Source organism: Marinobacter fonticola, from assembly GCF_008122265.1.
Classification (GTDB): domain Bacteria; phylum Pseudomonadota; class Gammaproteobacteria; order Pseudomonadales; family Oleiphilaceae; genus Marinobacter_A; species Marinobacter_A fonticola.
The window spans coordinates 663994-690503 of sequence record NZ_CP043042.1; the positions used below are offsets into that span (position 1 = coordinate 663994).

Genomic DNA, 26510 nt, shown 5'->3' on the forward strand with positions numbered 1-26510 from the left:
ATCAGTGGTGACGCGCGCGATATTGCGCAGGTGACTCGCCGGTCCAGCGCTTGAAGGCGCGGCTGAACGCACTCAGTTCGGAAAAACCCAATAGGAAGGCAATCTCCCCCAGCGCATACCGGTCAGAGGCAACATACCGTAAAGCCTTATCTTTGCGCACGTGTTCCACCAGTTCATGGAAGCTCATGCCCTCCTTCTTGAGCCGGCGATAAAGGGTCTGGCGGCTCATGTGCAACTGATGTGCGAGGCTATCCGCATCGATCCTTTCCGAAGCCATCTGTTGGGAAATCAGCCGTCGTACCTTGCGGCTAAAGTGACGGCGCGTTTGTACTTTCGCCAGCAGGCTGTTGACCTGACGAAGCATTGCCGAATGGATGTAGGGATTGCGGTGTGGAATCGGCCGGCTCAAATAATGTGCGCTAAAGGCGAGTGCCATGTCCGGTTCGTTGTAGTTGACCGGGCATCCCAGAATACGTTGGTATTCGTCTCCATACGCCGGTTCGGGATGGCTAACGCGCACCCAGGCGAGGTCGAGCTGGGGATGGATGAAATGCCGGGCCCGGCTGACGGCGGCAGAGAGTGTGCGATCCATGTCTTGCCGGCAGTACTGGTGCCGCGGATCAACATGCCAGCTCAGAATGGCGAGTTCGCCAGCGGTTTCGAAATGCAGGCTGACGCTCTCGTTGATCAGCCGGTGCAGCCTGACATATTGGGTGGCGGCCTCGCCCAGGGTGTCGCAATTGAAGAACACGTGACCTAACAGCCCCATTCGATCCGGATCCACGATTTCACCGACATGCAGGCCAACGGCCGCATCGTCGGTGACCTGTTCGGCATACCGCCAGAGCCGGTAGTGAGCGTGGGCAGGAAGCCTCAGGTCCGGCTCGCTGAGTGCGTCGACCGATCGCTCAAGCAACGCCTCAACCTGCGGTTTATCGAGTTTGTGGCGGGTCTCCAGATAATGTACCAGTCCGAGGGCGGTGGAGGCGGCGACCAGCGGTTCGTCAGACGAAGCTGCGTCCGTTGGCGTAGGCGTTGTTACAGGTGTCATTGGCATCTGTCTTGTGGGCGGACCGGGCGGATCTTCGAACACTATCGTTCACGGGGATGTTACCAAATGTCAAACAGTTGGGACGGACTGTCAACGTAACGGGCTTACTGTCGAGGTAACCTGAGCGTCCTTTCATGGGTTGTCTGACGTTGTCAGGAGGTGTGCAGAATGGAACTTGAAATCTTTGTACCTCGTACGGAGCTTGAACGTCGTAATTGCGAGGCTCTCAAGGACTATCTCAATAGCATCTTCTATTGCTAAATCCCTTCGCACGTCGGCCGCCATCAGGCGGCCTTTTTTGTGCTTGTGGCAACGGCCTGGGTGTCTTCGGAGGCGCCCTAACCGTTCTCGAGCTGTTCGGCGAGTCCCCTGATATGTTCCAGAGGCTGCAGCCGCAGTCTTAGCTTCTCGCTCCGTTCCAGGATGCCTTCAATGCGACCAAGTTGCGCGCGTGTCTGTTGAGAGCGCATCAGCCGGCTGCCGGTAAAATTGAACGCGATGCCGAAGCGAGAGAGCGACCCGGCGTCCGGCAACGTTTGCCGGTTAACGATCTCTCCCTGAATGCGCTCAAGGGAGAGTGTACTGGCTTCCATCCACAGCTCCAGACGCAACTCCAGCCGGTCCCCGATCTCGAAACAGTCTGACCGTTCGATAATGGACAGGCCCTCGCGGGTAAAGTCATGGCTTTCGGTTGCCGAGTAACTGCCGAACAGGCCTTTTCTCGGGCGCCAGGCAACGCGCAGTTCGGCGGCGGGGAGCCTGCGGAAGCGGCGGCGTTCCTTGTTCTTGCTGGGCATTTGCATGGAGCGATGCATCCTCTATTTGACGAGTGCGACGCGCAGTAGATCAGCGAATTAACCGCACGGCACACTAGCGCGTAATCACTTCAAGCTCGGAAAGCGCACACCTGCGTTATCCTGACTCCAGGTTCAACAATAGCAAAGCTCAACCCGTACCCAACACTCAAATTTAGCGCCGGGGATGACGAAAGTGCGGTACAGATCAATCGCTGCCGCTGACGGTAAAGCGCCGGGCAGGTATGCTCTTGTCTGGTTAATGCGCTGATCTACTGCGCGAACCGCTGCCGGAGCTGCACGTTATCAGAATGGCCGGAGGCCCCTCGATTTGACGCAAAAAAATAGAATATTCGATCTCGATGCCGGTTTGCTGGACGATGACCTCCTGGCCGGACAAATGCGCTTGCTGGTCGGGTTGGTTAGCACGGACCGGGCCCGCAGTGCCGGGGATCGGCTGCCTCTGTCCTGGCAGGGGCATGAAGATGCCCTGACCCTGCGCCTCAACCAACTGATGGGCGAAATGACATTGCGGGGCATGGCGGTGCCCGGTGAAGTGAAGGTGACCCATGAGGCCATCATCTGGCCGCCGCTGGAACAAGAGGCGCTCAAAGAAGAAATCCGCTATGTGGCCGAGCGCGCGGCGGCCGGCAAAAAGGGGCGCATTCGCCTGCCCCGCAACGATCACGAGCTATGGGCCACGTACAAGTACAGTTTGCTGGCTCGTAACCGCCAGGCCTACGAAAGTTTCGGCCGCCGCGTGGCGACGCGGGCCGTGCCGCTGGAGTCGCTGTGGATGGCTATGGTCAACGCGTCCAGGGTTGCGCCGCCGGAAGGCGGGATTCGCAACGCTCTCCAGCATATGTGGGGCTATGTCTCCGAGCATTCACGATTGAGCCCGCAAGTGGACGATCTTGACGCACTAGCGGGCGAAGTGCAGCGCCTGGCGCGGGAACATGCGGTATCCTACCTGATCAATTCAACGGCGTTGGGCGAACTCCGCGCCTGGCTTTAAGGAGGACTCTGTGAGCGTCGATCTGCACCACCGAGTGGTCGGGGAAGGCAAACCCCTTGTGCTTTTGCACGGGCTGTTTGGCTCCCTGGAGAACCTGGGCGGCGTTACCCAGCGGCTTTCGGACACCTGGCAGGTCCACGCGCTGGACCTGCGCAACCATGGCCGCTCGCCTCATGTCGAGGCGATGGACTACCCTGCCATGGCAGACGATGTGCAGCGCTATCTCGACAAGCAAAAAATAGAACGCGCCTCGGTTCTGGGCCATTCGATGGGGGGCAAAACGGCGATGGAGCTTGCCCTGGCTCACCCGGATCGGATCGAGCGGCTCATCGTCGCCGATATTGCACCGGTGGCTTATGCGCCCCACCATGACACCATCATCGAGGGCCTGACCGGGCTTGATCTGTCCGCGGTGAAAACCCGTGGCGATGCAGACAAATGGCTGGCTGAATACGTGGAGATTCCAGCCGTGCGGCAGTTTCTGCTCAAGAATCTGGTGCGCAGCGATGAGGGGGGCTATGGTTGGCGAATCAACCTCAAAGCGATCGAACGAGAGTATCCGCAGATCGCCAAAGGACCGACAGCGCAAGGTCCCTTTGACGGGCCCACACTGTTTCTAAAGGGTGGGGAGTCCGACTATATCCAGGATAGCCATCGCGACACGGTCAGCCGGCTTTTCCCCAAGGCGACGCTACGTATCCTTCCCGGCACGGGCCACTGGCTGCACGCCGAGAAGGCGGACTTGTTTGCCAAACTGTCCCGGCGGTTTCTAGACGGTGAGTTCGATTAACGGTTACATCGATAGCGAAAAGCCACAGTTCCGCGCTGTGGCTTTTTTGTAGGTGCGGGGCTGTTTGCCCTGAGAAGTAACCCAACACCTTCTCAATCAAGCATTCGTCGGTTTCGCGGGGTTTTGGTAGGGTTATGAAATCGTCTACCTCTTTATTCTATGTTTGCTACGACTGATAACGATTTGCTACGACTGATAAAGGAGCGCCCATGCGTTGGGTCTACGCGGTCTGCGTTGTGCTTTTCCTGGCGATTGGCGGCTTTCTGTTTACGCCATCACCGGTCGATAGCCAGGCATGGACGCCGCCCAAGGCGCCACCATTAGAAGGCGAACTGGCCCAGAATGACCTGCTGAAGCAGGCCGAGTTACTGGCTGTGGGTGATGTCTACGGCCCGGAAGATGTGGATGTGGACAAGGCGGGCCGGGTTTATGGCGGCACCCAGGACGGAAAAATTATCCGCGTTTGGCCGGACGGACGGGTGGAGACCTGGGCGCAAACCGGTGGTCGGCCCCTGGGCATGGAGTTGGACCGCCACGGCAACCTGATTGTCGCCGATGCCTATAAGGGGCTGCTAGCGATCGATCCACCGTCGGGTAATATTCGCGTGCTCAGCCGTGAGGCTGAAGGTTTGCCGTTCAAGTTCACCGACGATGTGGATATCGCACCGGACGGCATGATCTATTTCACCGATGCCAGTTCTCGGTTCAATCAATCCGAATACATGCTCGACCTGCTAGAGATGGCGCCCAATGGCCGTTTGTTGCGGCTGGATCCGGCGACGCGCAAGACGGAAGTGCTGTTGCGCAATCTCCATTTTGCTAGTGGCGTGGCCGTCTCCAAAGACGGTAAATTCGTGCTGGTTAACGAAACCTGGAAATACCGTACCTTGAGATATTGGCTTAGCGGTCCGAAAGCGGGCACCGCGGAGATCTTCATCGACAACCTGCCCGGCTTCCCCGATGGCATCGCCGCGGACAGCCAAGGCCGCTTTTGGCTGGCGCTGGCAACCACGCGCAATGCCTTTATGGACAGCATTCACCCCTATCCCTGGGTAAAGGAACAGATTGCCAAGCTGCCGGAGAGCCTCAAGCCATCGCCCCGGAATTATGGGCTGGTGTTGGTTGTGAGCGAGGACGGCAATATTATCGCCAGCCTACACGACCCTACGGGTGAACACCTGCAGGAGATCACGTCGGTGGAGCCGAACGAGGGCATGCTGTATTTCGGCTCCCTACATAACGACCGAATTGGACGGTTACCGATGAGCGCGGTGCCGGCCCTGAAAAAGGAGAAAACACCGTGACGGACGTGCCGGACCTTATTGACTGGGATCTGCCGGGGCCTTTCATCATGCCCATCGTGGTTAAGTCTGACGATGTGGACCGGCTGGGGCATGCCAACAATGTTGTCTACGTGCGCTGGCTCGAAGACGTAAGCTGGGCCCACATCGAAAGCCTGGGAATGACCTGGGATGTGCATGAGGCGACAGGGCGGGCCATGGCCATCACCCGTACCGAAATCGACTATCTGGCTGCCGCAAACCAGGGCGATCACTTGCTACTGGGTACCTGGCTGGTGGATTTCGATGGCCGTTTCCGTTCGGCACGGCGTTTCCAGCTGATGCGGCAGGGCGATGGCAAGTGCCTGGCCAGGGCGCTCTCCACCCACGCCTGCGTTGACCTTAAAACCCAGCGCCCGGCCCGCGTGCCCAAAGAATACGGTGAGATTCTCGGGAGTGCGGTGGTAGCTCCTTAGCGTTTCAAAGCCCGTCGTTGTGCGTATCTGCAGTCCTTTCCATGGCAGGGTGAGGGATAGGCGCGTACAAAGGCGTGTTCATAGGCCCCTCGAACCAATTTCTGCTAGTCTTCAGTCAAACCTGTCCGGCGTTGTGCCGGCTTTTTGCGAGGTCGCTTGGCCTGAGAGCCTCAGTCACGGTCAGTCATGGAGAGCCATCATGCGTCACATCGTCTATGAACAATTCGGCGAAGCCGATGTGCTGAAGCTGATCGAGTCGGATCGGCCGGAACCGGCAGCCCATCAGGTCTGCATTCGCGTGGCAGGAGCGGGCCTTAACCCGATTGACTGGAAAACCCGGAAAGGCTTGGGGTTTGCCGCCCAACAGATTAAGGACCGGCTGCCTTGGACGCCGGGCTACGATCTCTCCGGTACCGTAATCGACGTTGGGGCAGAGGTGACGACGCTCTCTGCAGGTGATCGGGTGATGGGTATGATCGGCTTTCCCGCTGCTGGGGGCGCCTACGCCGATTACGCGCTGGCGCGGCACGACGAGCTTATTATCGTGCCGGAGGAAATGGACCTGGTCTCCGCTGGCGGACTGCCCTTGGCCGCACTTACGGCTTGGCAGGGCCTGTTTGAAATAGCCGAGCTGAAGCCCGATCACAAAGTCCTGATCCACGCCGGCGCCGGCGGTGTTGGCCACCTGGCGATCCAGTTCGCCAAGACACGCGGAGCCCATGTCATCGCCACGGCTTCGGCGGGCAACGCGGATTTTCTAGCGACCCTTGGAGCCGACGAGGTGATCGACTACGCCGCCGATGATTTCGTAGACGCCTGTTATGGCCTCGATGCCGTGTTTGATCTGGTAGGCGGCGAAACCGGACATCGCTCGCTGCACACCCTGGCGGAGCACGGCGTGCTGGTGACCGTGCCCACCGTTTCGGCGGATCCTATCATCACCGAGGCGGAAAATATGGGGTTGCGGGCACATGGGATGACCGTGCGTCCGGACGTGTTTCATCTGGAGGAAATCGCCGAGCTGATCGAAGATGGCGATGTACGCCTCCATGTCGACGAGACGTTTCCGCTGGCGCATGCCGTAGCGGCGCACCAGCGCCTGGAAACCGGTCACGTGCGCGGCAAGCTGGTGCTCGATTGCCAGGCACGTTGAATGCGTATAGGCGTTAATCAGAAACCGCTCAGGTGTTGGCTTGTGCGGTATTCTCTCCCGTCGGTTTTTCCGGGCTGACGTCTTTTTCCTTGCGTTCCTTCAGTTTCTGCGGCGGCACTAAGCTGACCAGCACCCAGCCTTTCTCCGGTTTCAGATTCTTCTCGGCCGTCACGGCGTGAATGCGTTCACGGGTATCGATCACGAACAGCAAAATGGCCTGATGGTCGTACTGTTTCTGGAAATCCTCGTAGGTGAAGGCGTCGCTGAGCTGGGTGGTTTTGACCGAGTAGCCCTTGCTGACCATGCTGGCCAATTTGGCGTAGCTCATGTCGCCGAATAGGCCGCGGGTCTGCTGAATCTTCTCGGCGGTCTGATGGCGTGCCTTCTGGTCCTGGTCGCCTTCCGAAAGACTGTAAACGCTGCCGTTGCCGAACCAATCGAGGAAGTGATAGGTGGCCAGCGAGTTGAGCTGCTTATACGGGGAGATCACCAGCAGGTTGCCGATGCCCGTCAAATCCAGATGGGTGGACGCATGTTCGGAGACCGGGTTGCCGAAGTAAACGTGCAGATTGTCCATGCGCGCCTGGCGTACGTTCTCCCAATTGGTGTCTGTGAGAACGACCGGCACGTCGACCTTTTGCAATGCCTGGCCAAGCTGTCGGGCGGCGCTATTGGCCCCCAGGATCAGGAAGCCGTAATCCGCCGGCTCCGCGACACCGAGCAGCCGGGCCACCGGGCGCGCCGTCAGGCTTTGTAGCGTCACCGTCGTGATGATCACCATGAACACCAACGGCACCAGCACGCCGGCGCTTTCGTAACCGATATCCTGCAACTGGAATGCGAACAGCGCCGAAACAGCCGCCGCCACGATGCCCCGGGGCGCCACCCAGCTGAGGAACAACTTCTCGCGCCAGTTTAGTGTGGTGCCAATGGCCGACAGGAAGATGCTGACCGGCCGCGCCACTAGGAGCAGCACCGCCAGCACGACGACCAGTCCCCAGCCCAACTCGGCAATAGCGGCGAATTCCACCCGCGCTGCCAGGATGATAAATAGCGCAGAAATCAGCAGTACGCTGAGGGATTCCTTGAATTCCAGGATGCTCTCGATCGGCACGTGCTTCATATTCGCCATCCAGATGCCCATGACCGTGACCGTCAGCAGACCGGATTCGTGAGCCATTTCGTTGGACAAGGCATAGACGCCGAGCATGAAGGTCAGGGTGCCGGCGTTATGCAGGTATTGAGGGATCAGATGCTTGCGCAGGGCGATACCGGTCAGCCAGCCTGCAGCGGCGCCCAGGATGGTGCCGATGGCGATTGTCTTGGCGAAAATATAGAGCGAGTGGCCGAAGACGTTACCTTGGCCCCAAGATACGATCCCCTCGAAGACCAATACCGCCAGCAGAGCGCCGACCGGATCGATGATGATGCCTTCCCAGCGCAGAATGTTAGCCAATTTGGCGGCAGGCTTGACTGTGCGCAGCAGGGGCGCAATGACCGTGGGTCCGGTTACCACGGAAATAGCGCCGAAAAGCAACGCCACCTCCCACGAGATATCTAATGCCCAATGCGCGGCCAGCGTGCCCACGGCGCAGGTAACGATGGAGCCGACCGGCACCAGGTTGCGCACCATCTTGCCGTGGCCCTTGATCTCCGCATAGTCCAGGGTGAGGCTCCCCTCAAACAGGATGACCGCGACCGCGAGAGACACCAGCGGGAACAGCAAATCGCCAAAAAGGGCTTGAGGCTCAAGCCAGTTCAATAAGGGACCTGCTGCGATCCCACCGGCCAGCAGGAAAAGAATGGCCGGCATTTTCAGGCGCCAGGCCAGCCATTGGCAAAACAAGGAGAGTACGCCGATGCTCGCAAGCATGAGGACGATATTTTCTGACATAGACAGGGCGGTCCATTCCGGTGGATCGTTTATCGTTATTTACAGTGCGATGGCTATCTGTAGTGTGATGACTTTTTATAGTGCGATTATGTCGTTCAGCTCGCGAGATGTGCTTACGTCGGCAAGACCTCACGCGTCTTTTTGGCGAGACGGTTGAGCAGACGAGAAGCAGCCACGAAGCCGAAAGTGGCGGTCACCGGGCTGGCGGCCCCAAATCCGGTCGCACAGTCCAGGCGTACCGGGCCGTCGGTATCCGGCTTCTGCATGCAGACTTCTCCATCCCCCGCAGGATACGTTAGCTGCTCTAGCGAGTACACGGCCTCAACACCGAAACGACGCTTGGGATTGCGCGAGAAATTGTATTCCCGGCGCAGCAGGTTTCTGACCTTGGCCAGGAGGGGGTCCTGGGTTGTGCGGCTTAGATCGCTCACCTGAATTTGGGTCGGGTCCATCTGGCCGCCGGCTCCACCGGCGCAAATCAAGGGAATTTTGCGGCGCTTGCAATGGGCGATGAGGGCCGCCTTGGATCTCACGCTGTCGATTGCATCGACCACGCCCGCCAGATCGTCGCTCAACAGGTCGGCTGCGTTCTTTGGCGTCAGGAAACCGAAGTGGATGTCCACCTGCATGGCTGGATTGATGTTTTTCAGGCGCTGGGCCATGACATCGGTTTTCGTGCGCCCGTACTCGCCAGTTAACGCGTGCAGTTGGCGATTGGTGTTGGACACACAGACATCGTCCATATCGATCAGCGTTATCCGGCCGATACCGCTACGCGCGAGGGCTTCTGCCGCCCAGGAGCCGACGCCGCCGAGTCCGACCACGGCCATGTGAGCGTCGCGGAAGGCCTGGAGTGCTCGCCGGCCATAGAGCCGTTCAATGCCGCCAAAGCGGAAGCTGTAATCGTCTACATCCATCATCGGGTCCCATACGCTAGTTGAGCTATAACGGATTGTACCTTAGACGGGATCGTACTTGAGGCCACGGTTTCACCCCTGGCCGTACAGCCGCGTGAGATGTAAACCGCGCGGATGCCAGTGCCTGAGGTTAAGCAGGATAAATCGGCAGGCCGGAAAAGTGGGCGCGTCGTGCTGGAGGGCATAAAAAAGCCACGCCCTTTGGCGTGGCTGCACAAGCAAAATGGCTTGACCCTGAAGGGCACAAGCCGGACTCGTTCAGAGACACTAATCAACAACGCTTATTTTCCAGGTTTCTCCTGGGGGCTAAAGATCAAAAGCTGACAGATATCGGTCATTTTCGGTCAGCAGTCGCCTGCCTATGGCTTATCCAGACCCTGGCGCAACGGACGCCAGGGCTTTTATAGCTGTCAGCGAATGAACGGATTGAGCAGGCGGGTGAAGGTGCCGGTGAGTTTCACGGGCGCACTGAGTACCGAGAGGGTAATGCAGTCCTCGCCATCCAAAGCGATTGGCTTATGCTCATCGTTTTGATCGAGCACGACAAAATCCCATTGTTTGAAGACGCCCTTATGGTCGGTGAAAGCGCCTTGGAGCACGATTGTGGTTTCGTTGCCGCGGTGGGTGTGGACGGGTGCCTTGCCCCCTGCCGAGAGCTTTTGCAGCACGACCTGCTCAGACTGACTGGGGAACAGATGGCTGATGTCGAGCACACTGACATCGGCTAATTGGCGCTTCCAGGGCAAGCTCTCCAAGTTGCTGCCGAGAATGCGTTCCAGCGTGTCGCCGGCGTGGCGTTTCTTCGGCACGGGGGCCGTGACCTCGGCTTCATTGTCGATAATGCCGAGAATACGATTGAACGCATCGTCGGACACGCCCACGCTGGCTTGCCGTTCCATCATTACCGCGCCCAGGCTGTCCAGCATGTCCACACGACTGCAACAGTGCGGGCATTGGTCGAGATGGAGGCGAATACACAGTGCGTGGGGATCGCTCAGGTTCCCGGCGCTGTACTCCATCAGACTATGACTGTCCGGGTGATGCTGGGTCATGCGTTCGGATCCTGCAGGATAACTCTGAGCTTGTTCAAGGCGAGGCGGACGCGGCTCTTTACTGTGCCCAGTGGGATATTAAGTTCATTGGCCACGATCTGATGGGATTTGTGCTCCATATAGACCTTGGCGATGACAGTCACTTGTTCTTCCGGGAGGTGTTGCAGGGAGTCGCGGATACGCCGCTCGGAAATGAGACGGTGTAGGGACGTGACGGGATCGTCCTCGTGATCCCCGGGGATCTGCCAGAGATCTTCCGTTTCCACCGCCATTTCGGCACTGGTGCGCTGTATCTTGCGCAGCATGTCGATGCGTTGATTGCGGGCGATGGTGAAAATCCAGGTCGAGGCGGCTGCCTTACGCCAGTCGTAAAGACACGAGCGTCGCCAAATGGATACGAATACTTCCTGGACCAACTCTTCGGCCTGCCCGGCGAGTCCGTTGGCCATGGCGTAATACTTGATTTGCGGCCCAAAATGCTCGAACAGCGCCTTGTAAGCCTGCCGGTCGTGATGGCGGCCGACTTTTTCGAGCAACTGGCTCCAGGCGTCCTTCCGCCCTTCGGACCGGCTGGTCCTGGGATGCAATGTGGACACTTTTCGGCTCTCGGTGGTGGCTTCCGGTGCACGTGTTGATGTCATCATTCTATGCGCTCGCCATCGTTTTGTCAGTCCAGGGACTTACGGAGATGGCGAGCGCCCGGATCACTCGATGACAAAAATGAGGTCGTGCGTGGCGGGCGGCCAGGGATACGATTCACGTATCACGCAACGGCCGGCCCGTCTCAATCTTCAAGGTAGGTGTAGCCTTCCAGTCCCTGTTCCAGTTCGCGAGCCAGCGCGGCTTGCTGCTCAGCCGTCAGATTACTGGCTTCGAACTTGGCGCGGTAGATCTGGCGCAGGGCCTCCGGATCGAAGTTCACGTAGCGCAGGATCTTGGCCACGGTGTCGCCTTCTACGAGATGCCGGATGTGGTAGCTGCCATCCTCGCGTCTACTCACGTCCACCGAATTGGTATCTCCGAACAGGTTATGCATGTCGCCGAGAATTTCCTGGTAGGCGCCAGTCATGAAGAAACCGATCAACATGGACTCGCCCGCCGGCGTTTCCGGCAAGGGAAGGGTGGTTTCCAGGCCCTGGCCATCCACGTAGCGGTCGATACGGCCATCGGAGTCGCAGGTGATGTCCTGGATCACCGCCCGGCGACGGATCGGCTGGTTGAGGCCGGAGATGGGCAACACGGGGAAAATCTGGTCAATGCCCCAAACATCCGGCAGGGACTGGAACAGCGAGAAATTGACAAATAGCTTCTCGGCCAGCTTCTCGTTGAGCTCGTCGACGATTTCCCGGTGAGCCCGGTTGCCGGCATCCAGCTTATCCCGCAGGGTGCGGCAGCAGGCGGTATAGAGTTCTTCCGCGTCTGCCCGGTGAGCGAGCGTGAGCAGACCATGGGCGAAAAGCGCATGTACGTCACTGATGGCATGCATAACGTCGTGGTAGATCTCCAGTCGCGAGCGCTTCTGGTCCACGGCTTGAAGATCGCCGAAGTCGCGCCACAGGTCATGCAGCGGCGCCGGCGCGTCCGCCGCGGGCGCGCCGGGTGTGGGGTAGGGTGGCTCCTCCTGGTCGATCACGTTGGTGATCAGCACCGCATGGTGGGCCGTCAGGGCGCGCCCGGATTCGCTGATCAGGTCCGGATGGGGAATGCCGGCGCGATCGCACTCCGCCTGCAGCGTATGGATCACGTTATAGGCGTATTCGCCGACGCTGTAATTGATCGAACAGCTGCTGCGCGAACGGGTGCCCTCGTAGTCCACGCCCAGGCCTCCGCCGATATCCACGGTACCGATGGGCGCCCCCAGGTGGTAGAGCTCGCTGTAAAAACGGGCGCATTCCTTGAGGCCGGTTTGAATGTCGCGGATGTTGGCGATCTGCGAGCCCAAGTGGAAATGCAGTAACTGCAGAGAATCCAGTGCGTCGGCAGCCTTGAGTTTGTTCACGACGTCCAGCACCTGGCTGGCGGACAGGCCGAATTTGGATTTCTCGCCACCGGTATTCTGCCAGTTTCCCTTGCCGATGGTGGCCAGCCGGGCGCGCACCCCGATCAACGGTTTAACGTCCAGCTTGCGCGCCTCTTCCAGGATCTCAGGCAGTTCCGACTGCTTTTCCACCACGATAAAGACTTTGTGTCCCAGCTTCTGGCCGATCAGTGCCAGACGGATATATTCGCGGTCCTTATAGCCGTTGCAGACGATGACGGAACCGACTTTGCGCGACAGCGCGAGCACAATCATCAGCTCGGGCTTGCTGCCCGCTTCAAGACCGATCTGGCCCGCGCTGGCGGCGGGCTCGGCGCGGGTGATCTCCTCGACGACGTGGCGCTGCTGGTTGACCTTGATGGGGTAGACCGCGGTATACCGGCCCTGGTAGCCGTGGTCCTGTGCCGTCTTATTGAAGGCATTGCACAGGTTGTTGACCCGGTCGTGAAGGATGTCACTGAAGCGCACCAGGACGGGTAGCTGAATCTTCTGTTCCAGCAGTTCGCGAGTCAGGTCCGGCAGATTGATCGGGCTTCCGCTCTGGCCCCGGTCCGGGCGTATCAGAACGTCGCCGGCGGCGTCGATATCGATGTAGCCATCGCCCCAATGGGCAATATTGTAGACCTGGTGGGCTTGAGCGCCGGATGAATCAGTCATAGCGGGTCCGTTTCGTAGGTTGGCCGCCATTGTAAAGAATGCGGCGGGATCACTGAAAGCATTCTGCCATGCCCACGGCTGCCAACTGCGGGCATTCACGTGGCCAGCTTCGGCAATTACGGAAGATCGCCTGTATTTTTGGGCTTCTGCGAGCAACAATGTCACTCTACAATTCCCGCATCAAAGAAGGCCATCTTCGCTGGCCAACCAACGACTTATCGAATGACCGGGCAAGAGGAGTTACGCGATGTCAGCACTCAATGAAGGATGGTTTACCGAGATTTTCCAGGATCAGGGCACCGCGTTTTCCCTGAAAGTCAAAAAAAAGCTGCACGAGGAGCAGACCGAATACCAGAAGCTGGAAATCTACGAGACGGAAACCTTCGGCAACCTGATGGTTCTGGACGGTTGCGTCATGCTCACGGGACGCGACAACTTCCTCTATCACGAGATGATGACGCATCCGGCGCTGTTCACCCATAAATCACCGCGCAAGGTCGTGGTTGTGGGCGGTGGCGATTGCGGGACGCTGCGCGAAGTGCTCAAGCATCCGGACATCGAGGAAGCCTGGCAGGTGGAAATCGATGAACGGGTCACGCGCATGGCCGAGACGTATTTTCCGGAGCTGTGTGAATCCAACGAGGACCCGCGCGCCAACTTTTTCTTCGGCGACGGTATCCAATGGATCCGCGATGCCGATCCGGACAGCATCGACCTGATCATTATCGACAGCACCGATCCGGTGGGGCCGGCCGAGGGCCTGTTCGCACTGGATTTCTACCGCGACTGCATGTTGGCTCTGCGTGAGGGCGGCATCATCGTGCAGCAGAGTGAATCGCCCCTGCTACACGCGGACACCATTATCAAAGGCATTCACGCCGATATGAAGAAGGCGGGTCTGGATCACGTGGTGACCTTGCCGTTCCCGCAACCGGTATATCCCACCGGCTGGTGGAGTTGCACCATGGCCAGCAAGGAGAATCCGCTGCATTATTTTCGTGAAGCCGATGCCGCGGAACGGCCGTTCGTCACGCGCTACTACAACGAGGCGATCCACAACGGCGCCCTGGCCCAGCCCCAATTCATGCGGGATTTGCTGGAAGACTAAGTGAATGGCGAGGCGGCGCTGTATGGCGCCGCTCGTGACTGTGGTGCCCGTTAATGCACCGGCGCAGAGTAAAGTAACGATAACAAGAGAATGTCATGCCCGCCGAAATGCCATCGCATTTTCCCCAGAGGGTCGTTGCCTACTTGGTCGACCATCGGCAGATTCCGTTGCCGGAAATCATCACGGCGGTCGGATTGCCACCAGAGGTCATGCTGCGAGATGATGTTTTCTTGAGTGAGGCGGTCTATCTCGCGTTGGTGCGGTTTGCCATCGATCGCACGGACGATCCGGGGGTAGGGCTGGGCTATGGCCGTAATCTGCAATTGTCCGATTTTGGGATGCTGGGATACGCTGCTGGGGCTCAGGCGACGGTCGCGGAAGGCATTGAACTGTTTGCCCGGCATTACGACGGCATGTCCCGGCTGAGCCGGCTGGCGGTAGAGAAAGGTAGTGGCTACTATCTTCGGGTATTGCTGGAGCCGGGCTTGCCGGAATACATGGTCTGGTTCCTCAGTGAAGCCATTGTGGCCGCTGCCCTGCAGAATCTGGCCCGCTTACGGGTGCCGCTGGGACGCGGCATCAACGCCCACTTTGCCTATCCCCGTCCTTCCCATTGCCGTTGTTACGAAGACTTGCAGGTGCCCTGCTACTTCAGTGCCGATACCACGGGAGTGTATGTGTCGGAAAAAGTGCTGTCGTTGCCGCTAGGCGTTGCGGGCGTCCGGGCTCCGTGGCCGGACAGCCTGGGCTTGTCCGATCATGCGGCGGCCCGATCAGGCTATGGGAAAGAATCACTGGATGCCCAGTTGGCGTCCATCGTCCGTGTCTCTCTACCCCGGGTGCCCACGTTGCCGGAAGTGGCCCAGCGGTTAGGCGTGTCACCACGGAAATTGCAACGGCAATTGGAACGGCACGGACTGGGTTTCCGTCAGCGGGTCGGAGAGATTCGAGTGGGGGAAGCCGCCGAGCGCTTGTTGCGGAGCACTCTACCGGTCCGGCAAGTCGCCGAGCAGACTGGGTTCTCCGACCAGGCCAGCTTTACCCGCGCCTTTCGCCGGGTGTTCGGGCTAACGCCGGGCCAGTACCGGCAAAACCAGTACCAGCAAAAAAGGACCGGCGAGGATGGCCAGCCCTAAAACGAATGCTCATGAACTGTGGCGGTGTAATCACCCTCACGCATGAGGGCAATCACACCGCACAGCGGCTCATCGGAACGTTAATTTTCTTCGCGAACTCGTATTCCGGCTTAGTTGCGCACCGTCTTTTCGGACACCGTGGCGTCAGTCACCGCTTGGGCTGTAAACGGCACAGGGCGCCAGGTTTGCGTGCTATACAGCTCGGTCTGATCTTTGAAGTAAGGTGAACCGGTATGGTTGCTCTGGCCGTAGGTCAGCAGAGCATCCGCTTTCGGGCCGTCGTCGCCGAATTCCACCGTCATTACGTAGGAGGCGCCGTAGTTGATCAGGTAGCCCTCTTCCGTCAGGTTGGTGGGTTCGTTGACCACCGGCGCACGGTCCATTTGCGGCAGGGTGGATGTGTACATCGCTGGGTTGCCGCGGTATTCCACCTTGTTGAAGGCACCGTCGATCTTTTGCAGGCCACCGTGGATGGGGATGACAGTGTCGCCTTTTTTGGTGAATTGAACGTCGCCTAGAGCAACATCGAGCTCAAGTCCCTGGGCGCTCAGGCGATCGACTGCGTCCGTGAGTCCGCTCTGCAGCAGGGCCTTGCCTTCCGGCGTCAGACCACTCGGGGTATTGAGCGGGCTGGCCGGGTCGAAAGGTGTTGCGAACATCTGTGTGCCATCGATCTCTCCATTGACCTCCAGAGCTTTAACAGCGGTCAGCGCCTCACGGAATAGGGCTGCGCCGTGGCTGGCCAGGTTATATCTGCCATCCCAGTTGGCGATGATGCCGCAGGCCTCATCGAGAGTGGCTGGAGCGTCGGTGCATAGATCGCTCCGCCACAGATTCTCGGTGAAGGATCTGTTGGCAAACAGCAAGTCCTGCAGAGACTCTTTGGTGACCGTGTCTGGAGCGAGTTCCTCGATCTGCGTGAGTCCCATGCGCGTACGGAAGCTGCGAGGCATTTCACCGGCATCGCCGTACAAGCGGGAGAAGGCCTCCAGGGTTTCGTCGAGGTTGGGCAGCCAGAAGCTATCGTTGGAGTTCATCACGTAGTCAGTGCGGAACGTGTAGGGCGCTTTCTCGAAGGGGATCGAGCCTTTAACCCGGACACCTGGTACCACCACTGGCTTGGTGATCGAACGGGACCCGTCCATCAGCACGATGCCGGATTGGAATGCACCTGCAACGGCCTTCTCAGACTCGTTTTCGGGCGTCAGCGCGGCATCCAGATAAGCGGTTTCCACACCCGGTAGCAGGAAGGGTACGAACGTGGTATCGGCGTAAAGGGTTTCGCCGCTGCTGTCGGTAGCCATGGTGTGGTTCCAGGGCACGCCGCCATTGGCCAGGAAGACCTGGCGCAGTTCACGCACCGATTGAGCTTTAGCCATTTCAAGGAAAGTGGCCAGGAAAGCCCCATTGTCGATGTTTGGGTCGTGGATGGCGAAGGCCTGTGTGTTGTCCCAGGCCAATCCCTGACTCGGCGCCTGCAGAATGGGGCCGAATTCGGAGCTGTAGACCGTCTGGGTGTACGGTGCCTCAAGGCCCGCTACGTCGATGGAAACTTCCCGGGCCACCATCTGTTTCTTCTCGCCATCCACCATATAAGCCGTGGGATCGTCCGCCGCCAGGGTCAGCCGATAGATCACGAACTGATTTGACGGTGACGTGGTGTGCGTCCAGGCCATGTTCTGGTTGAAACCAATTTGCACGCCGAGGCCGCCGGAAAGGCTGACGCCGACCACGTCGAGCTCGTCCGGAATGGTGAGATGGACTTCGTGATACTTCAGTTCGTCTTCCCACGGCAAGTGGGTGTTGGAGAGCAGGACGCCGCCTTCACCCGCGCTGAGGTCACGGCCGATGGCAATACCGTTACTGGCGTGATCCTTGACGACCTTGAAATCATCGCCCAGGGGATTGGTCATTACCATCGCTGAAGCGGGTGGCTTGGCGTTGGCCAGCGCAGGCAGTAACTGACGGGTACCTGCTAGGGTGGCCAAGTCCAGGTAGTAGGCCATCAGGTCAGTATCGGCAATGGGTGAAACCCAGGGCTCGCCGGCACAATCGCCCGGTAGATTGGCGGCACCGGTTTCGTCGAGGTAGGCGTTGAAGCCGGCGACATAGCCGCTGAGCATCGCCTTGGTATTACTGTCGAGTTGCGCGACCTGCTCGACTGCTCGCCCTTGGACATCCATTGCCAGATAGCTGATATCGGAGGCGATGTGTCCAGGACCGTTTTCCGCGATATTGTCATCGTCGGGTCCGAAGTACTTGGCGCGTTCACTCCGCACTTTGACGATCTGGTCCATCAAGGTACAGAAGCGGTCTTCGGCAAAGGCGTAACCCTGACCAAAGCCCAGAGAACCATAATTGTCCGCAGTGATGTGAGCTGTACCGTGAGTGGTACGGGCGATAGAGGCGTTAAAACTGACTTCGCCGGCTCCTTCGGAACCGCCGGATGATGAACTATCGGATGAGTCATCTCCGCAACCCGCCAGTAATCCGGCGCAGGCGGTGGACAGAATGAGACGAGTGCCCCAGTTCATGTTTTTTCTCCTGTTGTTTTTGTTGAGCATTGGCCACGGGCAGGCCTTAACAACAGAATAGTGACAGATATTGGCTGGGGCGACGTTGATTGCAGACGCCAGCAATTGATTTGAGACGACAGCGGATAGCGGCGATTGTCTGAACGTGTAAAACCTGAAGGATCACGCGTGTTTCCCAACGGCGCTGCCAAGCCGTCTGCGCCACTTGCTGGGCTGGAGCGGTGTCTCGAACCCAGTTGATCAGGATGTGACCCGGCGAACAAAAAAAGGCGCCCCCGTGGAGGCGCCTTTCGTTTTCGGTGGCGGGCGCTTACTGTTTGCCGCTCACGAATTCCGGATAGGCTTCCATACCGCACTCGGACAGGTCGACACCTTCGTACTCGTCTTCCTCGGAGACCCGCAGGCCCATAACCGCCTTGAGGATGCCCCACACGACCATGCTGGCGACGAAGACCCAGACAAAAATGGTGATGGCGCCGATGATCTGGCCTGTCAGGCTGACGTCGCCGTTGGTTGCCGGTACTAGCAGCAGCCCCAGCAGGCCACAGGTGCCGTGGACGGAAATGGCGCCGACCGGGTCGTCGATGCGCAGTTTATCCAGAGTGACGATACTGAACACCACCAGAATACCGCCCAAAGCGCCGAACAGAGTGGCGGTCAGTGCGCTCGGCGTCGACGGCTCAGCGGTGATGGTCACCAGCCCAGCCAGGGCACCGTTGAGCAGCATGGTCAGATCGGCTTTGCCGAACATCAGGCGTGCAGTCAGCAACGCAGCGACAGCGCCGCCGGCAGCGGCTGTGTTGGTGTTGAGGAAGACCATGGCAACGGAATGTGCGCTGGAAATGTCGCCCAGTTTCAGCACCGAACCGCCATTGAAACCGAACCAGCCCATCCACAGGATGAAGGTGCCCAGCGTCGCCATCGGCAGGTTGGCGCCCGGAAAAGCGCGGATCTCGCCGTTCGGGCCATATTTGCCTTTACGGGCGCCAAGCAGGATAACGCCGGCCAGGGCAGCCGCCGCGCCCGCCATGTGAACGATGCCGGAGCCGGCGAAGTCGCTGAAGCCCAGGTCGCCAAGCGTGTACATGCCGAACACGGAAGCGCCGCCCCAGGTCCAGGCGCCTTCCATCGGGTAGATAAAGCCGGTCATAACAATGGCAAAGATCAGGAAGGCCCAGAGTTTCATGCGCTCTGCAACCGTACCGGAAACGATGGACATCGCCGTAGCGACGAATACAACTTGGAAGAAGAAGTCGGACGCACCCGAGTAAATGGAACCGCCTTCGAAGCCGTCTTCACGGCCGGCGAAATCGCCCAGCACGCCCGCGACGTCAACCTCGCTCATGCCGGAAAGAAAAATGCCGCCGCCATACATAATGGCGTAGCCGCAAACCATGTACATGATACAGGCGATGGCGTAGAGGGCGACGTTTTTGGTGAGGATCTCAGTGGTGTTCTTGGCGCGTACCAGTCCGGACTCCAGCATGGCAAAGCCTGCTGCCATCCACATGACTAATGCGCCGCATACAAGGAAATAAAAGGTATCTATAGTGTACTGCAAATGGAAGATATTGTTTTCCATATGAAGCCCTCCGCACAAGGCTCTTCAAGGATGAATAGGTTTTTTGCGTTGGCGTTTTCTACAGGATCGGGAGGGCCTTAAACGGCTTCTTCTCCGGTCTCTCCGGTCCGAATCCGGATGGCCTGCTCCAGTTCGGTGACGAAGATCTTGCCGTCACCAATCTTGCCGGTGTTGGCCGCCTTGGTAATGGATTCGATGACCTGATCCAGCAGGTTGTCGCCGATAGCAACTTCAACCTTGACCTTGGGCAGAAAATCGACCACATATTCCGCACCCCGATAAAGCTCGGTGTGCCCCTTTTGCCGTCCGAAGCCTTTGACTTCAGTGACGGTCACGCCTTGAACGCCTATCTCGGATAATGCCTCGCGGACATCGTCCAGCTTGAAAGGCTTGATGATCGCTGTCACAAGTTTCATTGCTGTCTCCTTGGTAATGCCGTCTCAAACTTTCTCGGTATGGGTTAGGGTTTGAGCTCGGGATGCTGCCACCTCGCACACAGCTGTGCGGATTGCGTACGAGGCTTAAAGCATCGTGTGTGCCAACGCAAAAATAACCTAATAAAACAATACTGTATGGTCGAGTGGCCCTGTTTTGGATCACCCGGGCGCATTACATCGGTGCGCCGTGTTTCGTTGCGAACCGTTTTGGTGCGCCATTTCGGTGCGTGCCTGAGTGGGCTGCGCATCACACCGTTTATGGTACACTTTTCCTTTCATTCCTTGGGACCCGTGGAGCGACAAATTGAAAACACCGCAGGATATCTTTGCACAACTCCAGGGACAGTTCGGTCAGTTCGTGCCTGACATGGCCCGCGCAGCGCGTGAGGACTTTGAGCAGCATGCCCGCGCCACGGTACTGACGGTACTGAGTAAGTTGGATTTGGTGACCCGGGAAGAGTTCGATGCCCAGCAGGCGGTACTCATGCGCACGCGGGAGAAAGTCGAAGCGCTGGAGAAGCAGGTCGCGCAACTGGAGCGCAGACTGGACGATCCGAAGGCCTGATCCGAAAACTGTAAATAGCCACCGATGGCAGGACGCCATCGAACGATTTCGCCACTCATTCATACCATGGACGGTTGTTATGCTTGCCATTGTTCATACCCGCGCCCGCCTGGGCGTGTCGGCACCGCCGGTTACCGTTGAGATTCATCTATCCAACGGGCTGCCATCCCTCTCCATCGTCGGTTTGCCTGAAACCGCGGTGCGCGAGAGCAAGGATCGTGTTCGAAGTGCGCTGATGAATGCCGGCTTCGAATTTCCCACCCGCCGGATCACCATCAACTTGGCCCCCGCCGATCTGCCCAAGGAGGGCGGTCGTTTCGACCTTCCCATCGCCTTGGGTATCCTGGCGGCATCCGGCCAGATACCGTCTGAACGTCTTCAAGGACTTGAATGCATTGGCGAACTGGCCCTCGACGGCGCACTGCGCCCGGTGCGAGGGGTTCTGCCGGCGGTCATGGCCGCCCGGGATGCGGGCCGGTCGCTGTTGGTTCCGATGGAAAACGCCGAAGAGGCGGGCCTGGCCGCCGCTGACGACGTTTATGCCGCTGATCACTTGCTCAAGGTCGTCGCCCATTTGTGCGACGAAGAGCGGCTGCCCCCGTTGGCGCGTTGCCCGGAGCCGCCCCTCGATCAGGGCTGCCCGGATCTTCGCGATGTGCGCGGTCAGCATGTGCCCAAGCGGGCGCTGGAAATTGCCGCCGCGGGCTCGCACAACCTGCTTTTATTTGGCCCGCCAGGTACCGGCAAGAGCATGTTGGCTAGCCGTATGCCCGGCATCCTGCCGCCCATGTCCGACGAGGCCGCGCTGGAGGTTGCCAGCGTGCGATCCGTCGCGGGAGAGGCTGTCGATCCGGGTAGCTGGCGCCGGCCACCCTATCGTTCACCGCACCATACGGCCTCGGCGGTGGCCCTTGTAGGGGGTGGCAGTTCGCCCCGGCCAGGCGAGATTTCCCTCGCGCACAGGGGCGTGCTTTTCATGGACGAGCTCCCCGAGTTCGACCGCAAAGTGCTGGAGGTATTGCGTGAGCCGATGGAGTCCGGTGAAATCGTGATTTCCCGTGCCGCCCAGCAAGTGACCTATCCGGCCCGCTTTCAAGTGATCGCGGCGATGAATCCTTGTCCCTGCGGCTATCTTGGGCATCCCAGCATCGACTGTCAGTGTACGCCTCAGCATGTAACGCGCTACCAGGCCAAACTCTCGGGTCCCTTGCTGGATCGGTTCGATCTGCATGTTGAAGTGCCGGTCCAAAGCGGCGAGATCCTGCTGCGACAGGAGGCGGCACCCATCGATAGCCGAACCGTCCGCGAACGGGTACTAAAGGCGCGGGAAAGGCAGGCCGCCCGTGGGATGCTCAATGCCGATCTCAGCGGCGATGCGCTCGATCACTATTGCCGCCCCGGAGAAGCGGGTCAGCGCATGCTGGCCCAGGCGATGGAAAAGCTGGGGCTGTCGGCACGGGCGCTGCACCGCATCCTTCGGGTGGCGCGAACACTGGCCGATTTGGCCGGCGACGAGCATTTGCAGCAGGGACATCTGGTAGAGGCGCTGGGTTACCGCAAGCTGGATCGCCGTCGAGCCCAAACCGGGGTTTCGACGGCGTAAGCCGCTTTATTCATCCTCGGGCGGAATAAAGGCGTCTCTATGGAACTGGCCAGCGGCTTCCACTTCGGCAAATCCGCATACGCCCGGCTCGATGGGGTCAGCGCCTGCCAATACATTGAGGACGGCGTGTACGCCTCTGGGTAGGGATTCAACGTTATAGCCGCCTTCCAAGACAAAGGCGAGTCGTCCGTCGCAATGCCGTCGTGCGATTTGCTGCACGGCTGCAGCCATGGCGCCGAATCCTTCGTAGGAGACGTTTAGCGCCAGGTCCATCCAGTGGGCGTCAAAGCCGGCCGACACGAGAATCATATCGGGCTTGAACCATTCGGCGGCCGGCTCCAGGATTTCCCGAAACGCCTTCAGGTAGGCCGCGTCACCCGTTCCGGCAGGCAGCGGCACGTTGACGGTGGTGCCTTCGCCCAGCCCGGCACCGGTATCCTCAAGGTGCCCGGTACCGGGATAAAAAGGCGAAGCGCGATGCAGGTCAAAGAAGAGCACGTCGGGATCAGCCCAGAATATATCCTGAGTGCCGTTGCCGTGGTGGGCATCCCAATCGATGATGAGTATGCGCTGGAAACCCAGCTCCGCTTGGGCATGGGCGGCCGCCACGGCCACATTGTTGAACAGGCAAAAACCGCGTGCCCTGACCGGCTCGGCATGGTGTCCGGGTGGGCGGACCACGGCAAAGGCCGTTTCCGATTCGCCGGAGGCCACGCTCTCCACGGCAGCGATGGCGGTGCCTGCGGCGACCTCGGCCGAATCGATACTGCCGGGCGAGACCGCCGTCGTGTCCACATCCAGCCAGGCGCTCTTGCCGCGCAGGTTGTAGATATCTTCCAGGTAGGCCGATGTGTGAACCCGGCCGAGTTGCTCGGCGGTAGCGGCCTTGCCCGCGGCAACGTGCAGTCCGGCGATCGGGTGTTGCTCCAGGTACTGCATAATGGCCGTCAAGCGGCCAGGGTGCTCCGGATATTTCCACGGCACGTTGAGGGACGATAGAATCTGCCGGATGCGGCGATCCAGACGCGCCGGTAGAAAGGCGGCTTCGGTGTCCGGGGCGTGGGCCAGCACCCGTTCATCGTAGAACACAGTGACCTTGCGTTGGACTTCCATGAGTTAGCCTTAATCAGAGGTTCCTTAGAGTCTTTCGGGCTCATTCGTTGGCCGTTAGCGAGACCGAAAGTCAACGAATGAACTCTACGGCGTATCATGCCAATTATCGAGCCGCTCTCCCAGCATAGCCATTTATCGACGAACGTTCAGGCGCCGGAGGCGACAGACTCGCGAATGGTCCAACGCTCACTCTCCGCGTAACCTTTGATACACTTTGAAACCTTCCGCAGATCGAAGACGAGAGATGCCATGACCGATGAGAATGACAAGCGCCATTCTTCCCAGGATGAAACGGTGACCACCCGACGCGGTATCCGCAGTTTTGTATTGCGCCAGGGGCGAATGACCGAGGGTCAGAAGAAAGCCTACGACCGTAGCTGGCCACGTTTCGGGTTGACCCGTGAGCACGGCATGATTGACCCCCGGCAAGTGTTCGGCCGCGAGGCCGTGCTCAACCTCGAGATCGGATTCGGTATGGGCCAATCTCTGGCCACCATGGCGGAAGCGGCTCCAGAGCAGGACTTTATCGGTGTCGAGGTCCACACCGCCGGTGTGGGCGCCCTATTGAAGGAAGTCGAGGAGCGCCAGCTTGAGAATGTGCGTATCTACAGCATCGACGCCAACGATGTTATCGACCTTTGCCTGCCGGATGCGTCGCTGGACCGGGTGATGCTGTTCTTCCCCGATCCCTGGCACAAGAAGCGCCACCATAAGCGTCGTCTGGTGCAGGTGGACTTTGTGCAGCGCATCCGCCATAAACTGCGGGTGGGCGGTATCTTCCACCTGGCGACGGACTGGGAAAACTACAGCGAACACATGATGGACGTGATGAGCCAGTCAGAGGGGTTTGCCAACACGTTGCCGGAAGGCGGCTTTTCGCCGCGTCCCCAGGACCGGCCGCTGACCAAGTTTGAGCAACGCGGTCTACAGCGCGGGCACGGTGTTTGGGATCTGTTGTTCCGCCGCACGAATTAACCGCACGGCACACTAGTGCGCCAGTGTTTCTCGCCACAAGGGCGCTGTTCAGGTATGCAGTGAACGGCGCCGCGCGGCGCGGATAACCAGTAGGCCGGCGGTGCCCAGCATCAGCGCGGTAAACTTGATCAGTGCAAACAGGGAGGCCATGAGGCTCAGTGTATCGGTCGGTTGCGCCAGATTGCTGAGCAGGCAGATATTCTCCCCCACGTCGCTGGCGCCCGCGGCCACAAACAGGCCACGTACCCACCGCCCCGCCTGGCGCTCGCGAATACCGGGCCGGTCGAGCAAGAGGTAACCGGTGAGCGCCATCAGCGTAATCACATAAACCACGATAAAGGGCAGGTCCAGCAATAACGAGGCGACAACCCAGTGGCTGCTTTGGGTGCCCCAACTATTGAGGATCCGGATCGTCTGGTCTGCGGTCGCGGCAAACTGCAGGCTGATCACGCCCTGGGGCGCAGCCTGGGTAACCAGCGGCAAGTTGATAAGTACAAGCAGGACGAGAAGCGCAACCGTTGAAAAACCAAGCAATTTCAGGTGGCGCGGCATCGGGGGCAGGGTGGCTTCACTCATAACAGGAATCGTTCCAGGATACTGTTGAGATACCGCTGGCCCAGCGGTGTGGCCTGCAGGCGGTTCTGTTCCAGCAAACCGTCAGATCGCAGTGCTTTGAGTATCGCAGCAATCTCCTGCAATGGTAAACCGGTATACGCCTGGAACGCGGCCTCTTCAACGCCCTCATCCAGTCGCAGCACGTTCATCATGAATTCCAGTGGCAGATCGTCCCGCGCGAGCACCTGTTGGCCAGCGGTGCGGCTACCCAGTCGTTGTAGGTAAGCCTCCGGCTGACGCGTCTTCCAGAAGCGGCGGATTTCGCTGGTATCGGCGAAGGTGACCTTGCCGTGAGCGCCGGCGCCCAGAGCCAGGTAATCGCCAAAACGCCAGTAGTTGAGGTTGTGGCGCGAGGCCTGTCCCGGCTGGCACCAGGCGGAGATCTCGTAAGCCGTGAAGCCATGCTGGCGTAGGTGGGCATGACCTGCTTGATGAATATCCCAGAGCTGGTCGTCCTCGGGCAAGTCCGGCGGGCGGCTGTAAAATTCGGTGTTGGGTTCCAGGGTAAGCTGGTACCAGGACAGGTGAGGCGGGGCATACTGAAGTGCGGCATCCAGGTCTGCCAGGGCCTGCTCAACCGTTTGCCCTGGCAATCCATGCATCAGGTCCAGGTTGAAGTTGTCGAAGCCCGCTTCCCTCGCGGCGGCAATCGCACGGTGCGCATCCCGGTCGTCATGAATGCGGCCCAGGTTCTCGAGTTGTTGGGGATCGAAACTCTGGATGCCCAGCGATAGCCGGTTGATGCCTGCACTCCGGAAGCCCTCGAAGCGTGCCTGTTCGACGGTGCCGGGGTTGGCTTCCAGGGTGATTTCGGCATCGGGCGCAAACGACAGGTGACGGCCCAATCGGTCGAAAAGGCGGTGATAGAAATCGGCAGACATGAGCGATGGCGTGCCGCCACCGATAAAGACCGTCTCAATGCTGCGTCCTTGCACGCCGGCCAGATCCGGTTTCAGGTCTTCTTCCAGGGCATTGAGGTAGGCATCTTCGGGAATGTCGGTCTTCAGGGCATGCGAGTTGAAGTCGCAGTAGGGACACTTGCGCACGCACCAGGGCACATGGATATAAAGACTCAGCGGGGGCAGCTTGAGCGAACCGGGGTGGGTGCTCATGCGCCTCCGCGTAGCTTAAGGCTGGCCAGTAGACCCTCCAAGGCCTTGCCGCGGTGGCTCATGCGTCCTTTCACTGTACGTTCGAGTTCTGCCGCCGCGCAGCCGGTGTCCGGTACCCAGAATACCGGGTCGTAGCCGAAGCCGCCCGTGCCGACCGGCTCGCGCAGGATGCTGCCGTGCCATACGCCATGGCAGATGATCGGCGTCGGATCCTGAGCATGGCGTAGGTAGACCAACACGCAGTGGAACTGAGCGCCACGACGGTCGTCCGATATATCCTTGAGGGCGTCGAGCAGGTGCTCAATATTGTCCCGATCACTTGCGTTCTCGCCGGCGTAGCGCGCCGAGCGAACCCCGGGGGCGCCGCGCAAGGCGTCGACGGCCAGGCCCGAGTCATCCGCCAGCGCCGGTAGGCCGGTATGGCTGGCGGCGTTGCGCGCCTTGATCAGCGCGTTTTCCACGAAGGTTACTGCAGGCTCTTCGGCTTCGGGAACGCCGAGCGAGGCTTGGGATTCTACCGTTAGGTTCAGCGGGGCAAGCAGCTCACTCAGTTCGCGGATCTTCCCGGCGTTGTTGCTCGCCAGTACCAAACGTTGTTCGTTCATTGTTTCGC

24 protein-coding genes are annotated in these 26510 nt (G+C 59.4%); 10 read left to right on the forward strand and 14 right to left on the reverse strand.

Annotated elements, in window-relative coordinates:
- Position 1: 1 nt before the first annotated feature.
- Positions 2 to 1051, reverse strand: coding sequence for an AraC family transcriptional regulator (locus FXO11_RS02880; RefSeq protein ID WP_168203117.1), 1050 nt, complete (start codon positions 1049 to 1051; stop codon positions 2 to 4).
- Between the two features lie 338 nt (positions 1052 to 1389).
- Positions 1390 to 1854 (reverse strand): PilZ domain-containing protein, encoded by a 465-nt coding sequence (locus FXO11_RS02885; RefSeq protein ID WP_148861493.1) that lies wholly within the window; start codon positions 1852 to 1854, stop codon positions 1390 to 1392.
- Positions 1855 to 2176: 322 nt separating this feature from the next.
- Between FXO11_RS02885 and FXO11_RS02890 the strand changes: the two genes are divergently transcribed.
- The 5 genes from FXO11_RS02890 to FXO11_RS02910 all read left to right on the forward strand — a co-directional run bounded on the left by FXO11_RS02890 (position 2177) and on the right by FXO11_RS02910 (position 6559).
- On the forward strand, positions 2177 to 2860 hold the full coding sequence (locus FXO11_RS02890; protein WP_148861494.1) for a YbgA family protein: 684 nt from the start codon (positions 2177 to 2179) through the stop codon (positions 2858 to 2860).
- Positions 2861 to 2870: 10 nt separating this feature from the next.
- A complete protein-coding gene (locus tag FXO11_RS02895; RefSeq protein WP_148861495.1) occupies positions 2871 to 3650 on the forward strand; it encodes an alpha/beta fold hydrolase in 780 nt (259 codons plus the stop codon).
- A 209-nt stretch (positions 3651 to 3859) separates the two neighbouring features.
- Positions 3860 to 4954 (forward strand): SMP-30/gluconolactonase/LRE family protein, encoded by a 1095-nt coding sequence (locus tag FXO11_RS02900; RefSeq protein ID WP_148861496.1) that lies wholly within the window; start codon positions 3860 to 3862, stop codon positions 4952 to 4954.
- Positions 4951 to 5406: an acyl-CoA thioesterase gene (locus FXO11_RS02905; RefSeq protein WP_227546023.1), complete on the forward strand. Its 456-nt coding sequence runs from the start codon at positions 4951 to 4953 to the stop codon at positions 5404 to 5406. The genes FXO11_RS02900 and FXO11_RS02905 overlap by 4 nt, the downstream gene beginning before the upstream one ends.
- 199 nt (positions 5407 to 5605) lie before the next feature.
- Positions 5606 to 6559, forward strand: a complete 954-nt coding sequence (locus tag FXO11_RS02910) for an NADP-dependent oxidoreductase (RefSeq protein WP_148861497.1) — start codon at positions 5606 to 5608, stop codon at positions 6557 to 6559.
- Between the two features lie 28 nt (positions 6560 to 6587).
- Here FXO11_RS02910 and FXO11_RS02915 read toward each other — a convergent pair whose 3' ends face one another.
- The 5 genes from FXO11_RS02915 to speA form a co-directional block, all read right to left on the reverse strand.
- Positions 6588 to 8453 (reverse strand): cation:proton antiporter, encoded by a 1866-nt coding sequence (locus FXO11_RS02915; protein WP_148861498.1) that lies wholly within the window; start codon positions 8451 to 8453, stop codon positions 6588 to 6590.
- A gap of 113 nt (positions 8454 to 8566) precedes the next feature.
- The gene (tcdA, locus tag FXO11_RS02920; protein ID WP_148864770.1) at positions 8567 to 9370 is read right to left on the reverse strand and encodes a tRNA cyclic N6-threonylcarbamoyladenosine(37) synthase TcdA; all 804 of its coding nucleotides are present in this window, start codon (positions 9368 to 9370) and stop codon (positions 8567 to 8569) included.
- Positions 9371 to 9780: 410 nt separating this feature from the next.
- A complete protein-coding gene (locus tag FXO11_RS02925; protein ID WP_148861499.1) occupies positions 9781 to 10422 on the reverse strand; it encodes a ChrR family anti-sigma-E factor in 642 nt (213 codons plus the stop codon).
- Complete coding sequence (locus FXO11_RS02930; RefSeq protein ID WP_202980279.1) at positions 10419 to 11066, reverse strand: sigma-70 family RNA polymerase sigma factor; 648 nt, start codon at positions 11064 to 11066, stop codon at positions 10419 to 10421. The genes FXO11_RS02925 and FXO11_RS02930 overlap by 4 nt, the downstream gene beginning before the upstream one ends.
- Positions 11067 to 11206: 140 nt before the next feature.
- On the reverse strand, positions 11207 to 13117 hold the full coding sequence (speA, locus tag FXO11_RS02935) for a biosynthetic arginine decarboxylase (RefSeq protein WP_148861500.1): 1911 nt from the start codon (positions 13115 to 13117) through the stop codon (positions 11207 to 11209).
- Positions 13118 to 13364: 247 nt separating this feature from the next.
- Between speA and speE the strand changes: the two genes are divergently transcribed.
- Together speE and FXO11_RS02945 are read left to right on the forward strand one after the other, a co-directional pair.
- On the forward strand, positions 13365 to 14225 hold the full coding sequence (gene speE / locus FXO11_RS02940) for a polyamine aminopropyltransferase (protein WP_148861501.1): 861 nt from the start codon (positions 13365 to 13367) through the stop codon (positions 14223 to 14225).
- A gap of 95 nt (positions 14226 to 14320) precedes the next feature.
- A complete protein-coding gene (locus FXO11_RS02945; RefSeq protein ID WP_148861502.1) occupies positions 14321 to 15361 on the forward strand; it encodes an AraC family transcriptional regulator in 1041 nt (346 codons plus the stop codon).
- 110 nt (positions 15362 to 15471) lie between these two features.
- Here the strand turns inward: FXO11_RS02945 and FXO11_RS02950 are convergent, their stop codons facing one another.
- The 3 genes from FXO11_RS02950 to glnK all read right to left on the reverse strand — a co-directional run bounded on the left by FXO11_RS02950 (position 15472) and on the right by glnK (position 19893).
- Positions 15472 to 17895, reverse strand: coding sequence for a penicillin acylase family protein (locus FXO11_RS02950; protein WP_168203118.1), 2424 nt, complete (start codon positions 17893 to 17895; stop codon positions 15472 to 15474).
- A 310-nt stretch (positions 17896 to 18205) separates the two neighbouring features.
- Positions 18206 to 19477, reverse strand: coding sequence for an ammonium transporter (locus FXO11_RS02955; protein WP_148861504.1), 1272 nt, complete (start codon positions 19475 to 19477; stop codon positions 18206 to 18208).
- Positions 19478 to 19554: 77 nt separating this feature from the next.
- The gene (glnK, locus tag FXO11_RS02960) at positions 19555 to 19893 is read right to left on the reverse strand and encodes a P-II family nitrogen regulator (protein ID WP_004578958.1); all 339 of its coding nucleotides are present in this window, start codon (positions 19891 to 19893) and stop codon (positions 19555 to 19557) included.
- Between the two features lie 325 nt (positions 19894 to 20218).
- On the opposite strand from glnK, the gene FXO11_RS02965 reads away from it, so the two are divergent.
- Together FXO11_RS02965 and FXO11_RS02970 are read left to right on the forward strand one after the other, a co-directional pair.
- A complete protein-coding gene (locus FXO11_RS02965; RefSeq protein ID WP_148861505.1) occupies positions 20219 to 20479 on the forward strand; it encodes an accessory factor UbiK family protein in 261 nt (86 codons plus the stop codon).
- A 79-nt stretch (positions 20480 to 20558) separates the two neighbouring features.
- Entirely contained in the window at positions 20559 to 22082 is a 1524-nt protein-coding gene (locus FXO11_RS02970) for a YifB family Mg chelatase-like AAA ATPase (RefSeq protein ID WP_148861506.1), read from the forward strand.
- A gap of 6 nt (positions 22083 to 22088) precedes the next feature.
- Here FXO11_RS02970 and FXO11_RS02975 read toward each other — a convergent pair whose 3' ends face one another.
- Positions 22089 to 23195 carry a histone deacetylase family protein gene (locus FXO11_RS02975; RefSeq protein ID WP_148861507.1) on the reverse strand — a complete coding sequence of 369 codons (1107 nt, stop codon included), beginning with the start codon at positions 23193 to 23195 and terminating at the stop codon, positions 22089 to 22091.
- A gap of 249 nt (positions 23196 to 23444) precedes the next feature.
- Between FXO11_RS02975 and trmB the strand changes: the two genes are divergently transcribed.
- Positions 23445 to 24170 (forward strand): tRNA (guanosine(46)-N7)-methyltransferase TrmB, encoded by a 726-nt coding sequence (gene trmB / locus FXO11_RS02980; protein ID WP_148861508.1) that lies wholly within the window; start codon positions 23445 to 23447, stop codon positions 24168 to 24170.
- Positions 24171 to 24218: 48 nt separating this feature from the next.
- Here the strand turns inward: trmB and FXO11_RS02985 are convergent, their stop codons facing one another.
- From FXO11_RS02985 to rdgB, 3 genes are read right to left on the reverse strand one after another with little or no spacing between them, the layout of a single operon-like run.
- Entirely contained in the window at positions 24219 to 24746 is a 528-nt protein-coding gene (locus FXO11_RS02985; protein ID WP_148861509.1) for a hypothetical protein, read from the reverse strand.
- A complete protein-coding gene (hemW, locus tag FXO11_RS02990; protein WP_148861510.1) occupies positions 24743 to 25897 on the reverse strand; it encodes a radical SAM family heme chaperone HemW in 1155 nt (384 codons plus the stop codon). The genes FXO11_RS02985 and hemW overlap by 4 nt, the downstream gene beginning before the upstream one ends.
- On the reverse strand, positions 25894 to 26502 hold the full coding sequence (gene rdgB, locus FXO11_RS02995) for an RdgB/HAM1 family non-canonical purine NTP pyrophosphatase (RefSeq protein ID WP_148861511.1): 609 nt from the start codon (positions 26500 to 26502) through the stop codon (positions 25894 to 25896). Before rdgB ends, hemW begins: the two co-directional genes overlap by 4 nt.
- Between the last annotated feature and the right edge of the window lie 8 nt (positions 26503 to 26510).